Origin of the sequence: Pseudomonas sp. NFACC13-1 (genome assembly GCF_900104425.1) — a bacterium.
GTDB lineage: Bacteria > Pseudomonadota > Gammaproteobacteria > Pseudomonadales > Pseudomonadaceae > Aquipseudomonas > Aquipseudomonas fluorescens_AA.
Genome location: NZ_FMXV01000052.1, coordinates 1 through 15,291, shown reverse-complemented (window position 1 = coordinate 15,291; position 15,291 = coordinate 1). Strand labels below are relative to the sequence as shown.

Below are 15,291 nucleotides of genomic sequence, written 5' to 3'. Positions count from 1 at the left end.
CCTGCTCTCGCGCCTGAGCAACCAGCCGCAGGTGGTGGTCGGCACACCGGTCGCCAACCGCCCACGCCGGGAAACCGAGGCGTTGATCGGCTTCTTCGTCAACACCCTGGCCCTGCGCATCGACGTCCAGGCCCACAGCCGCGTCGACCAGTTGCTGGAACAGATCAAGGCCACCACCCTCGACGCCTACAGCCACCAGGACCTGCCATTCGAACAGGTCGTCGAAGCTTTGCAACCGGAGCGCAGCCTCGGCCACAGCCCGCTGTTCCAGGCCATGCTGGTGCTGGGTAACACCCCGCGCGACCAGGCCCTGGAATTGCCGGGCCTGAGCCTGGCCCCACTGCCCCAGCCCACCGGCACCACCCAGTTCGACGTGAGCCTGTCCCTCAACGATGATGGCGACTGCATCAGCGGCCAGTTCGAATACGCCACCGACCTGTTCGACGAAAGCACCATCGCCCGTTGGGGCCAGCACCTGCTGCACCTGCTCGACGCCCTGCTCGACGATGCGACGCAACCGCTGGCGACCCTGCCGTTGCTGGATGACGCGCAGCGCCGGCAACTGTTGGAAACCTTCAACCCGGCCGGTGCTGCCCTGGACGAAAGCCCGAGCCGCTTCCCTCATGTCGTGTTCGAGGCCCAGGCGAACCTCACCCCGGACACCGTGGCGCTGGTCTGCGCCGGTGAGACCCTGAGCTATGCCGAACTCAACGCCCAGGCCAACCGCGTCGCCCACCGTTTGATCGCACTGGGTGTGCAGCCCGACGACACCGTCGGCCTGTGCGCGCGCCGCAGCCCGCACATGCTGATCGGCCTGCTGGGTATCCTGAAAGCCGGCGCGGCCTATGTGCCGCTCGACCCGCAGTACCCGGCGCAACGGCTGGCCCACATGCTGGCCGACAGCAAGCCGCGGGCCCTGGTCCACCAATCCGGCCTGGACGAGTTACCGGTGCCACAAGGCCTGGCGACGCTGGAACTGGGCAGCGCGCCCCTGGCCCAGGCCCCGACCCACAACCCTCAGGTGAAGGGACTGAGTTTCAGTCTCCTGGCCTACGTGATCTACACCTCCGGCTCCACCGGTTTGCCCAAAGGGGTGATGGTCGAACATCGCGGCTTGCGCAACCTGCTGGACTGGTACCTCGAGGACCTGGCTTTCCACGCCGGCGACGCGGTGCTGCTGGCGTCCTCCTACAACTTCGACCTGACCCAGAAGAACATCCTCGCACCGCTGATGGTCGGGGCCTCGCTGCACCTGGCCGCCGAACCCTTCAACCCCGGTGCCATCGTCGCCCAGGTCGCCGAGGCCGGGATTACCCACCTCAATATGTCGCCCAGCGCCTTCCACTCACTGGTGGACGCCGACCACGGGCAAGCCCTGGCCTGCCTGAAACGGGTGGTCCTGGGGGGCGAGCCGATCCAGGTCGCGATGCTGGAAAAACTCGCCCAGCCACGGCCGACGGTGATCAACAGCTACGGGCCGACCGAGTGCAGCGACGTGGTCGCCTGGTACACCGCCGACAGTGACCTTGAGACCTACCGGCACCAGTCGATCCCCATTGGCCGGCCAGTCCGCAACCTGCAATTGCATGTGCTGGACGCCCACGGGCAACTGCTGCCAGTGGGTGTGCCCGGCGAGATCCATATCGGCGGTCTCGGTGTGGCCCGCGGTTACCTCAACCTGCCGCAACTCAGCGCCGAACGCTTCATCGCCGACCCGTTCTACGGCAAGGCCGACGCACGCCTGTACAAGACCGGCGACCTCGGCCGCTGGTTGCATGACGGCACCTTGCAGTACCTGGGGCGCAATGACGATCAGGTGAAGATCCGTGGCCTGCGGGTCGAACTGGGGGAGATCGAAGCCGCCCTCGCCGCACTGGCGGGTGTACGCGAAGCCGCCGTCATCGCTCGCGAGCACTCGTCCGGCCAGCGTCTGGTTGCCTACCTGTGTGGCGAACCGGCCGCCGCCGGGCAATTGCGCACCGAACTGCTCAAGCGCCTGCCCGAGCACATGGTACCCAGCGCCTTCGTCGTGCTCGACACCTTGCCGCTCACGCCCAATGGCAAGCTCGACCGCCGCGCCCTGCCCGAACCGGACCAGGACGCCTACGCCAGCCGGGCCTTCGAGGCACCCGAGGGGCGCGTCGAACTGATCATTGCCGGGGTCTGGCAAACCTTGCTGGGGGTCGAGCGCATCGGGCGTCATGACGGCTTCTTCGAGCTGGGCGGCCATTCGCTGCTGGCGGTCAGCCTGATCGAACGCCTGCGCGAACAAGGCTTGCACGCGGATGTCCGGGCGATCTTCAGCAGCACGTCCCTGGCCGAACTCGCCCAAGCCTTGACGAGCGCCCCACAACCGGCGTTCCAGGCACCGGCCAACCGCATTCCGCCCGCGTGCACGGCCCTGACCCCGGACATGTTGCCGCTGGTGGAGCTGACCGCAGGCCAACTCGAACATATCGTCGGCGCCGTACCTGGCGGTGCCGCGAACATCCAGGACATCTACCCCCTGGCACCGCTGCAACAGGGCATCCTGTTCCATCACCTGCTGGGGCACGAAGGCGACGCCTACCTGGTGCGTTCGATGCTGCAGTTCGACAACCGCCAGCGCCTCGATGCCTTCACCGCCGCCTTGCAGCAGGTGATCGATCGCCACGACATCCTGCGCACCTGCGTGCATTGGGACGGTTTGCCTCAACCGGTGCAGGTCGTACAGCGCCAGGCGCGCTTGCCGGTGCACAGTGTCTCCCTCGACAGCCACAAGGACCCGCTCAGCCAGCTCGAAGCCCTGAGCGATCCGCGGCAACTGCGACTGGATCTGCGCCAGGCGCCGCTGATGCGTGCCTGCATCGCCCAGGATCCGCATTCCGAGCGCTGGATGCTGGCGCTGCTCAACCACCACATGGCCAGCGACCACGTGACCTTGGAAATCGTCCTGGAAGAAATCCACGCGATCCTCCATGACCAAGGCGAGCGCCTGGCGACACCGCAACCCTATCGTGACTTCATTGCCCAGGCCCAGGCCGTCCCCGCCGACGTCCACGAAGCCTATTTCAGCCGCCGCCTGGCCGATGTGGATGCACCCACCGCGCCCTTCGATCTGCTGGAGGTACAAGGCGACGGCCGTCACATCGAGGAAGCCAGCGTGACGTTGAGCGTCGAGCTCAACCTGCGTCTGCGGGCCCTGGCCCGGGAGCGGGGCATCACCCCGGCGACGCTGTTCCATGTCGCCTGGGCGCAGGTGCTGGCCCGCTGCACCGGCCGCGATGATGTGGTGTTCGGGACCGTGGTCGCCGGTCGCCTGCAAGGCTCGGCCGGGGCCGAACGGGCCTTGGGCGTGTTCATCAACACGTTGCCAGTGCGTGTGCCACTGACCGCCGGCGCCCAGGAACAGGTGCTGGCCACTCACCGCGACCTGGTCGAACTGCTGACCCACGAACAGGCCTCCCTGGCCCTGGCCCAACGTTGCAGTGGCGTGCCCAGTGCCTTGCCGCTGTTCACCACCTTGCTCAACTATCGGCACCAGCGCGACGACAGCCAGCTGCAATGGCCCGGCATGCGCATCCTCGACAGCGCCGAGCGGACCAATTACCCGCTGACCCTGTCGGTCAACGACTACGGCGATTCCCTGGGCCTGACCGTGCAAAGCGTGCAGGCAGTGGACCCGCAGCGCATCTGCGCCCTGATGCAACGGGCGCTGGAGCAACTGGCCCAGGCCTTGATGTACACGCCTCGGATCCCACTCACGCAACTGGACGTGCTGCCTGCCCAGGAGCGCACCCTGCTGCTGGAAACCTTCAACCAGACCGAGGTGGATTACCCGACTGGCCTGTGCATTCAACAGCTGTTCGAAGAACAGGTTCGCCGCACGCCAAACGCCTGTGCATCCCTCGACGGCCGGCAATCCCTCAGTTATGCCGAGCTCAATGCCCAGGCCAACGGCCTCGCCCAGCAATTGATCGCGGCTGGAGTCTTGCCGGGGGACCTGGTGGCCATCTGCGTCGAACGCGGCGTGGCGATGATCAGTGGCCTGCTGGGTATCCTGAAAGCCGGGGGCGCCTACGTGCCGCTGGACCCGACCTACCCCGCCGAGCGCCTGGCCTCGATTATCGAGGACGCCAGGCCGCGCCTGTTGCTGGCCGACCCGGTCGGTCGCGCGGCCGTGGGCACATTGCAGGAAGGCACTCGCTACCTGGCCATAGAACGGGCGCTGGCGACACCGTCGAACAGCCGCGATCCTCAACCCGATAGCGTCGGCCTGACGCCAGAGCACCTGGCCTATGTGATCTACACCTCCGGCTCCACCGGCAAGCCCAAGGGCGTGATGATCGAGCACCGCAACCTGGTGACCTCGACGCTGGCCCGGGGCACGGTATATGGACCGGCTACCGGCAAGCGCTTCCTGCTTTTGTCGTCGATTGCCTTCGACAGTTCCGTGGCCGGGATTTTCGGTACGCTGGTCAGTGGCGGCACCTTGTGCATTCCGGATGCCGAAACCGCCCGCGACCCCGAGGCCATCGCCCGCTTCATTGGCGAACAGGCCGTCACCTCGCTGCTGTGTGTGCCGTCCCTGGGCCGCCTGGTGCTGGCAAGCCTTGCCAGCGGCAACGGGCATGGCAGCCTGCAAGAGATGATCGTCGCTGGCGAAGCCTGTCCCGCGCAGTTGGTGCAGGCATGTAGCGGGCTGGAACCGGCGATCGCTTTGTACAACGAGTACGGCCCCACCGAAGCCACCGTCTGGACCACGGTGCATCGTTGCACCGCCGCGGACATGGGCACGGTGCCCATCGGACGGGCGATTCCCAACAGCCGCCTGTACGTGCTCGATGAACAGCGCCAGCCGGTACCGCTCGGCGTGCCGGGCGAACTGTACGTGGGCGGCGCGGGGGTTGCCCGCGGCTACCTGGACCGGGCGGCACTGAACGCCGAACACTTCCTCAGCGACCCGTTCGCCCCGGGCGACGAACCACGGATGTACCGCACCGGCGACCTGGTGCGCCTGCGCGCCGATGGGGTGGTCGAATTCCTCGGGCGTAACGACCAGCAGGTCAAGATCCGCGGTTTCCGTATCGAGCCCGGTGAGATCGAGGCGCTGATGCTGACCCTGCCGGGGGTGCGCGAGGCCGCGGTCATCGCTCGCGAAGACAGCCCGGGGGCGACGCGCCTGGTGGCTTACCTGAGCGTCGAGCCGCACCTGGCTGGCCGTAATGCCAGCAGCACGCTACGGCCTTACCTGACTTCGCAGTTGCCGGACTACATGGTCCCGGCGGCGTTCGTGGTGGTCGAGCGGCTGCCATTGAGCCCCAATGGCAAGCTGGACCGGCGTGCCCTGCCCGCACCCGGCAATGAAGACTTTGCCCGCCGCCAGTACGAAGCGCCCAACGGTGAAACCGAGACGCTGCTGGCACAGCTCTGGGCCGACCTGCTGGGCCTGGAACGCATCGGTCGGCACGACGACTTCTTCGAACTCGGCGGTCACTCGCTGCTGGCGGTGCAAGTCACGCTCCGGGCGCGGGAAATCTTCGGCGTCGAGGTGCCGCTCAGGGGCGTGTTCGAACACCCCTCGCTGCTGGCCCTGGCCGACCTGATCAACACCCTGCAACTGGCGCAGTACGAGTCGGATGAATTGCTCGATCTGCAACAAGAAATGGCTTCGCTGTCTGAAAGCGAACTGCTCGCTATCGTCTCCAAGGATGCTTAATAAATTGAACGAACATAACGATAGTCTCGACCAGTTGAAACGTGCCGCCCTGCTGCGACTGCTCAAGCAGCGTGGCGCGACGCGTGTCATCGAAACCGTTGCCGACGACATGCCCTGCGTCGACCGCACCGCGCCGCTGGCGCTGTCGTTCGCCCAGCAGCGGCTGTGGTTTCTCGACCAGTTGGACCCGACCGCCAGCGCCGCCTATCACATACCTGCCTCGTTGTTGCTGCAAGGTGCACTCGACCAGGCCGCCCTCACGGCGGCCCTCGATCGCCTGGTGGCGCGGCATGAAAGCCTGCGCACCACTTTCCGCCGCGAGGGCGAACAGCCGGTGCAAGTCATCGCCCCGGCCGATTGCGGCTTCAGCCTCGTGACCCATGACCTGCGACACCTGCCCCGGGAGCAGGCCGCAACCGAGGCCGCGCACCTGAGTGAAAACGCCGCCGCGGCGCCGTTCGACCTGCTGCGCGGGCCGCTGATCCGCGGCACCCTGCTCCGCCTGGCGGACGATGAGCACCGGCTGCTGATCACCCAGCACCACATCATCTCCGACGGCTGGTCCATTGGCATCCTGGTCAAGGAATTCGCGAGCTTGTATCAGGCATTCAGCGCGGGGCAGCCTGACCCGCTGCAGCCGCTGACCCGGCAGTACGCCGACTACGCGGCCTGGCAGCGCCAGCACCTGGAAGGCGAGCGCTTGGAGCGACAAGTGGAATTCTGGCGCGCCCACCTGGCCGGCGCCCCGGCGCTGCTTTCATTGCCGACCGACCGGGCGCGCCCGGCGGTCCAGAGCTACCGCGGCGAAACCCTGGGCTTCGACCTGCCGGCGTCGTTGTCCGCCGCCATCGTCCAGTTCGCCCAGTCCCGCGCCGCGACGCCGTTCATGACCTTGATGGCTGCCTGGGCGGTCTTGCTGGCCCGCATCAGCGGTCAACAGGACCTGGTGATCGGCACCGTCGCCGCCAACCGCGACCGCCACGACGTACAGGCGCTGATCGGGTTCTTCGTCAACACCCTGGCCCTGCGCGTGCGCCTGGAAGCCAACCCGACCCTTGACCAGGTACTGCAGCAGGTCAAGCAATTGATGCTGGAGTCCTCCAGCCAGCAGGACACCCCATTCGAACTGGTGGTCGAGGCCCTCAAGCCTGCGCGCAGCGCCAGCTACAGCCCCGTGTTCCAGACCATGCTCTACACCAATGCCGCAGGTGCCGGGGGCCAGTTGCAGTTGCCGGGGCTGAACCTGGAGTTCCTGCCCTCGCGCAAGGACAACACCCAGCACGACCTGTCCCTGCACATCGACGAAGGCGGCCCGAGCCTGTCCTGCAGCCTGTCGTATTCCACCGCGCTGTTCGACGCCGCCACCATCGAACGCCTCGCCGCGCGCTTCGAGCGCCTGTTGCACTGCTTTACCGACGCCCCCGACACCCGTATCGGTGCCCTGGAACTGGACCCGACCCAAGCCCTGCCCGAGGTCACCGCACAAGTCTCCGGGCCAGGACAGACCCCGCTGTCCTATCACCAGGAGCGGCTGTGGTTCGTCGATACCTTCGAAACCGGCTACCTGTACGACGCCAATCCGGTCTATCACAACATTGCGTTACTGCTGGAGTTGACCGGCGAGATCAATCAACCGGCCCTGCAAACCGCCCTCGACGGCTTGCTGGCCCGCCACGACATCCTGCGCTGCCGGGTATTGAGCGACGGTAGCCGGGCCTGGCAACACTTCGACGGCCCGGCCAGCCTGGTGCTCGAAGTGATCCAGGGCAACCCCGACGACTTGCCGGGCCAGGCCCTGGCCGCGACCCGTCGCCCGTTGAACATGGACGGCGGCAGCCTGGTTCGGGCCAGCCTGGTTCGGGCCAGCGATCAGCATGGGATCCTGGCCATCGCCGTGCACCATCTGCTGGCCGATCGCAGCGCCATGCAGTTGCTCAAGCGCGACCTGCTGGCCCTCTACGAAGCCGCCTGCGCCGAGCGCAGCGCCGACCTGCCGGCATTGCCGCTGGGCTATGGCGACTTTGCCGCCTGGCAACGCAACCTGCCGGCCACCGTGCTGGAAAACCTGCGGGCCTATTGGGCCTATCAACTGCGCGGCAAACTGCAAGCCCTGGAGCTGCCCCTGAATCGACCTCGGGCGGCGGTGCATGTATTTGCCGAAGCCACCCACGGTTTCACCCTCGAGCCGGCGCTGGCGCGGCGCCTCGAAGCACTGGCCCGGGAAGTCGGCGTGAGCAGCGACAGCCTGGCCCTGAGCGCATTCACCGCCCTGTTGCGCCGCTACGCCGGCCACGATGAACTGGTGATCGGCACCACGGCCGCCTGCCGTGAACCGGCCCTGCGGGATGTCGTCGGGCCGCTGGACAATCTGCTGGTCATGCGTGGCCTGTGCGACAGCGACACCACTTTGCAACAGCTTTGGGAACAGACCGCCAACAACCTGACCCAGGGCCTGCGCCACCGGCACATGCAGTTCGACCAATTGGTGCTGGCCCTCAACCCGGCCAAGGACATGAGCCGCACCGCGCTGTTCGACGTGCTCTTCAATTTCCAGCGCACCACCGACCACGACACGCTGGTGGCGGGCCTGGCGGTCAATACGCTGGAGACCAACCTGGGTTATGGCAAGAACGACCTGCACCTGCTGATCACGGCCGATGAATCACACTGGGCCGGGCACCTGGCGTACAACGCGGAATTCTTCGACGCCGAATTCATCCAGCAGCTGATGCGCCATTACGTGCGCCTGCTGGAAGCTTTTGTCGAGGATTCGCAGCAGCGGGTCGACGACGTTCCGCTGCTGGATGCCGCCGAACGCCAGCGACAGATCCTCGATTTCAACGACAGCGAAGCGGCCTGGCCCCAGACCCTGACCCTGCATCAGCTCTTCGAAGAACAGGTGCGGCAGTACCCGGACCGCATCGCGGTCAATCTGGGCCTGGAGCGCCTGAGCTATCGACAGCTCAACGAACAGGCCAACCGCCTCGCCCACCGCCTGCGTGCGGCCGGCGTGCAGCCCCAGGAACTGGTGGCCATCGCCCTGGATCGCTCGCTACAGATGATCGTCGCCACCCTGGCGGTGCTCAAGGCCGGCGGTGCCTACGTGCCCATCGATCCGAGTTCGCCCCAGGAGCGCATCGCCTATGTGCTGCGCGACAGCGGCGCCCGCAAGGCCATCGCCCGCCAGGACATGAGTCCGGCGTTGCAGGCCCTCGGCATCGAAGTCTTCGATGTCGCCACGGACAGCGGCGTCAGCGCCGCCAACCTGCCCAACTTCAGTGCCGCGGACCACCTCTGCTACGTGATCTACACCTCGGGTTCCACCGGGGAACCCAAGGGTGCGTTGCTCGAACACCGCAACGTCGTGCGCCTGCTGCACAACAATCGACTGGACTTCCAGTTCAGTGCCGACGATGTCTGGTCGCTGTTCCACTCCAATGCCTTCGATTTCTCGGTCTGGGAAATCTTCGGCGCCCTGCTCTACGGCGCGCGCCTGAGCCTGGTGCCCGAAGCCCTGCGCCGCGATCCGGTGGAACTGCTGGGTTTCCTTGAAAGCGAACAGGTGACGGTGCTGAACCAGACACCGTCGGCGTTCCTGCAACTGAGCGCCGCAGCCCTGGCGACGCCACAGGTGGGCCTGGAACATTTGCGCTATGTGATTTTCGGCGGGGAAAGCCTGGAACTGGGCAAGCTCGACGCCTTCCACCGTGCCTTCGGGCATGTGGCGCTGGTGAACATGTACGGCATCACCGAAACCTGCGTGCACGTGACCTACAAGGCCATTGGCGCGGCGGACATCGCCGCCGGCGTCTCCAATGTCGGGCGGCCGATTCCGACCACCGTGGCCTACGTGCTCGACGCCCGTCAACGGCTGCTGCCGGTGGGTGTGGCCGGTGAAATCTGCGTCGGCGGGCTGGGTGTGGGCCGTGGCTACCTGAACCGTCCGGCCCTGAGCGCCGAACGTTTCATTAGCGACCCGTTCCGGCCCGGCGAGCGGTTGTATCGCTCCGGAGACCTGGGCAAGCTGCTGGACAATGGTGAAATCGTTCACCTGGGCCGGATCGACGCCCAAGTGAAGATTCGCGGTTTCCGCATCGAACTGGGGGAGATCGAAGCCAAGCTGCTGGCCTGTGACGGCGTGCGTGAAGCACGGGTATTGGCCCGCGAGGACGCAAGCCAGGGCAAGCGCCTGATCGCCTACCTGATCCCTGAGACGGGCGCGGTGCTGCAAGTGGCGGCATTGCGCAAGCAGTTGGGGGCGACACTGCCCGACTACATGATTCCAAGTGCCTTTGTCAGTCTGCCGGCCTACCCGCTCACCGCCAACGGCAAGCTGGACCAGGACGCACTGCCGGCACCGGACCTGGACGCCATGTCCGAGCGCGGTTATGCCGCGCCCGAAGGTGCCGTCGAAGTGGCCCTGGCGCAGATTTTCCAGGAGTTGCTGGGTCTGGAACGCGTGGGCCGCAGTGACAGCTTCTTTGAATTGGGCGGGCACTCGCTGCTGGCCGCGCAACTGGTTTCCCGGGTGCGGCAGCAGTTGGGCGGCGAACTCATGCTGCGCGAACTGTTCAGTCATCCCACCGTGGAGGAACTGGCGCGGGTCGTCGGCGACCTGCAGACCGTCAGCACCGAGACCATCGGCATCGCCGACCGCAACGCACCGTTGGCGCTGTCCTTTTCCCAGCAACGCCTGTGGTTTCTCGACCAACTCGATGCAAACACCAGCACCGCTTACCACATGCCCGCGTCCTTGCTGCTGCGCGGCGATCTCGACCACGCCGTGCTCAAGGCTGTCCTCGACCGCTTGGTGGCGCGTCACGAAAGCCTGCGGACCACCTTCGATCGTCATGGCGAACAACCGGTGCAGATTATCGCCCCCGCAGACTGCGGCTTTGCCTTGGCCGAGCAGGATTTGCGCAGCCTGCCTTACGAGCAGGCCAGCATCAGCGCCTCTCGCATCGCCGACAGCGAGGCCACGGCGCCGTTCGATCTGCGCCAGGGACCGCTGATTCGTGGGCGTCTGTTGCGCCTGGCCGACGACGAACACATGCTGCTCATCACCCAGCATCACATCATCTCCGACGGCTGGTCGGTGGGTGTCCTGGTCAAGGAGTTCGCCGCTCTTTATCGAGCCTTCAGTCAACACCAGGCCGATCCGCTGCCCGCGCTGTCGGTTCAATATGCCGACTACGCCGCCTGGCAGCGCCAGGTCCTCGACAGCGAACGCCTGAGCCACCAGGCCGACTTCTGGCGTGAGCAGCTTGGCGGCGCGCCGGCGCTGTTGTCCTTGCCCACCGATCGCCCCCGCCCGGTGGTACAAAGCTACCGGGGTGGCGACGTCAGGGTGAACATCGCTGCGCCGTTGCGCGAACGCCTGGAACGTTTTTGCCAGGCACACAACGTCACCCTGTTCATGGCGTTGCTCAGTGCCTGGTCGGTGCTCATGGCACGCCTGGGCAACGAACCAGACGTCGTGATCGGCGTACCGACGGCCAACCGTGGCCGTACCGAAACCGAAAACCTGATCGGCTTCTTCGTCAACACCCTGGCCCTGCGGGTAGACCTTGGGCAAAACCCGAGCGTGGCGCAGTTGCTGGAGCAGATCAAACACACCACCCTGGCGGCCCACGAACATCAGGACATTCCTTTCGAGCAAGTCATCGAAGCCTTGCAACCACCGCGTTCCCTGAGCCACAACCCGCTGTGCCAGGTCGCCCTGTCGCTCAACAATACCCCTGGCGGCGTTGAACTGAGCCTGCCCGGCCTGACCCTGGTCCCCGTGGCCCAGGCCCATGAAACCTCGCAGTTCGACCTGATGCTGACACTGGACGATGACGGCGGCACGCTGGGCGGCGTGATCGAATACGCCAGCGACCTGTTCGACCATCGCACCGTGGAACGCTTCGCCCAGCACTTCCAGACCCTGCTTGAAGCCATGATCGAGGACCCCGCGCAGCCGGTGCTCGCCCTGCCGTTGCTCACCCCGGCACAGCGCCAGGCCTCGCCAGCCACGCTGCCGCCCAAAGCCGTGTTCGCGGCGCAACTGCTGATTCATCAGCGCTTCGAACAGGTCGCCGCCGCCCAGCCCCACGCCACCGCCCTGGTCCTGGGCGAACGCGAACTGAGCTATCAGGCACTCAACCGCCGCGCCAACCGCATCGCCCGTGAACTGCTCGCCCAAGGCGTACGGCCCGATGACCGGGTAGCGATCCTGGCCCGCCGCGGGGTGGAAATGGTCTGCGCGGTGCTGGCCGTGCTCAAGGCCGGTGCCGCCTACGTGCCACTGGATCCAGCCTACCCCAGCGAACGCCTCGGCTACCTGCTCGACGACAGCACCCCGGTGGCCTTGCTGGCCCAGCCTGACTGCCTCGCCGTGCTGCCCAAGCATGCCGTGCCGGTGGTGAACCTCAAGGATTACGTCGCCGCAGACGACCTGACGGACGTGTCCCTGGACCACAACCTCGAAGCCAGGGCGCTGGGCCTGACGCCGCGGCACCTGGCCTACGTCATCTACACCTCGGGGTCCACCGGGCTGCCCAAGGGCGTGCTGGTGGAACACGGCAATGTCGCACGGCTGTTCGATGCCACCGCCGGGTTGTTCGACTTCGACCAAAACGACGTGTGGACGCTGTTTCACTCCTTCGCCTTCGACTTCTCGGTCTGGGAAATCTGGGGCGCCTTGAGTTACGGCGGCAAGTTGGTGATCGTCCCGAGCGACGTGGCCCGTTCCCCCGATGATTTCTATGCCCTGGTCTGCCAGCAGCGCGTCACGATCCTGAACCAGACGCCGAGCGCCTTCCGCCAGTTCATCGAGGCCCGCGAGCGCAGCGACCAGGAGCATACCCTGCGCGAAGTGATCTTCGGCGGCGAGGCGCTGGATTTCCGCAGCCTGCGCCCCTGGACCGCACGCACAACGTTGGCGCGTACCCGTCTGGTCAACATGTACGGGATCACCGAAATCACCGTACATGCCACTTACTACCCGATCAGCCAGGTGGAAATCGACACCGGCGCGCCAAGCCTGATCGGCCCGCCACTGCCGGACCTGTGCCTGCGTATTCTCGACGAGTACCGGCAACCGGTGCCGGTGGGGGTCAACGGCGAGATCTACATCGGCGGTGCCGGTGTGGCCCGGCATTACCTCAATCGCGAGGCGCTGAATGCCGAACGATTCATCCCCGATCCGTTCGCCATGGAACCCGGCGCAAGGTTGTATCGCACCGGCGACATCGCTCGCTACCGCGCCGATGGCGGCGTGGTCTACGTGGGCCGCAACGACTCGCAGATCAAGATCCGCGGCTTCCGTATCGAGCTGGGGGAAATCGAAGCGCAACTGCTCGATTGCGCCGATGTCCGCGAGGCGCTGGTGATCGTGCGTGAAGACCGCCCCGGCGACAAACGCCTGGTGGCCTACCTGATCGCCCATGAAGGGACTGCCCCGGACTCCTCGGCCTTGCGCAGCCAGCTGGCCAGCGTACTGGCCGAACATATGGTGCCCAGTGCTTTCGTGACCCTGGAGGCCTGGCCACTGACCACCAACGGCAAGCTCGACCGCGCGGCTCTGCCGGCACCGGACTTGGCTGCCACCGCGAGCCAGCACTACGAAGCACCGCTGGGGGAAATCGAAATGACCCTGGCCAGCGCCTGGCAGACGTTGCTCGGGGTTGAACGAGTGGGCCGTCAGGATCACTTCTTCGAACTCGGCGGCCACTCGTTCCTGGTCATCAGCCTGATCGAACACCTGCGTCAGGCGGGTCTGCAACTGGATGTGCGCACGGTCTTCTCGGCGCCGACACTCCAAGCCATGGCCGCCGTCCTCGCCGGTGGCGGCACCACCCAACAGGTGGTCCCCGCGAACCTGATCCCCGCCGATTGCACGGCGATCGTCCCACAGATGTTGCCGCTGGTGACCCTGAGCCAACAGGAAATCGAGCAAATCGTCGCCGACGTCCCCGGTGGCGCCGGCAATGTGCAAGACATCTACCCCCTGTCATCGTTGCAGGAAGGCATTCTGTTCCACCACTTGTTGCAGGCCGAAGGCGACGCCTACCTGATGCGCACCGTGGTGACATTCGATCGTCGCCAGGTGCTCGACGACTTCCTGGCCGCCGTACAGGTGGTGATCGACCGCCACGACATCCTGCGTACCGCGTTGCGCTGGCACGGCTTGTCGCAGCCGGTGCAGGTCGTTCATCGCCAGGCGCAACTGCCCGTCATGACCTTGGACTGCTCGCCCGGCGAAGACGCCTTGCAGGTTCTCCGGGACCATACGGACACGCATCATCTGCGACTGGACTTGCAACGGGCCCCGTTGATCGCGGCGTACGTCACCTACGACGAACCCCGGGCACAATGGCTGCTGGCATTGCTCGACCATCACCTGATCAGCGATAACGTGACCCTGCGCCTGATCATGCTGGAGATCCAGGCCGTGATGGCCGGCCAGGCCGAGAGCCTGCCACCCTCCCAACCGTACCGTAACTTCATCGCCCGGGCCGCCAGCGTGCCCCAGGCCGACCACGAAGCCTACTTCCGTCACTTGCTGGCCGATGTGGATGCCACCACCGCGCCTTATGGTGTGCTCGATGTACGGGGCAACGGTGCGGGGATCAAGCGTGCGGTGAAACATTTGAGCGACGATCTCAGCGCCCAGGTGTATCGAACCGCACGCACTCAAGGGGTCCCGACCTCAGTGCTGTTCCATGCGGCCTGGGGCCTGGTCGTCGCGGCCACCAGCGGGCGCGACGACGGGATTTTCGGCACAGTGTTGTCGGGGCGTTCCCAAGGCACCGCCGGGGCCGACCATGCACTGGGGATGTTCATCAACACCTTGCCGATGCGCATTCGCTTGCAGCAGAACACCGTCAGCGACATTGTCCGCGACGCCTATCAGCAACTCAGTGAGCTACTGACCCACGAACAGGCGTCCCTGGCCCTGGCCCAGCGTTGCAGTGCCGTGGATACGTCGCTGCCACTGTTCACCGTGATCCTCAACTGCCGCCATGGCGACCTGGTGAACGCGTCCGGGGAAAACGTCGCAGACATGGGCAACCACGAAGGCATGCATTTCATCGCCTCCGAAACCCGTACCAACTACCCCATTGAAATTGCCGTGGCGAATGTGGGCAGCGGCTTCTCCCTGACCGCCCAATCCATCACCGGCATCGACCCGCAACGCATCGCCGCCTACCTCGCCCAAGCCGTGGCCGCGCTGGTCGAAGCCCTTGAACAGGCCCCCGAACGCCTCGCCAGCGATCTGGACGTGCTCCCCGACACCGAGCGGCAATTGCTGCTGGCGGACTTCAACCACACCGCCACGGATTTCGGCACGGCACAACCGATCCAGAACCTGTTCGAAGCCCAGGTCCAAGCCAACCCCGACGCCGTGGCCCTGGTCTGCGAACAGCAGCAACTGACCTACCGCCAGCTCAACCGTCGCGCCAACCACCTGGCTCGACAGTTGCTCGAACTGGGCGTCGAACCCGATCAGCGCGTGGCGATCTGTGCCGAACGCAGCCTGGACATGATCGTCGGCCTGCTCGGCGTGCTCAAGGCCGGCGCCGCCTACGTGCCCATCGACCCGGCCCACC

General features: G+C 65.9%; 2 protein-coding genes. Both read left to right on the top strand.

Going from position 1 to position 15,291, the window contains the following annotated elements; all coding sequences use genetic code 11:
* Nucleotides 1–5,698, top strand: a 5,698-nt coding sequence (locus tag BLQ55_RS30655; RefSeq protein ID WP_143011813.1) for a non-ribosomal peptide synthetase, incomplete at its 5' end; no start/stop codon positions are given.
* A gap of 4 nt (nucleotides 5,699–5,702) precedes the next feature.
* Nucleotides 5,703–15,291: non-ribosomal peptide synthetase (locus BLQ55_RS30650; RefSeq protein WP_092259424.1), on the top strand; the 9,589-nt coding region annotated here is incomplete at its 3' end.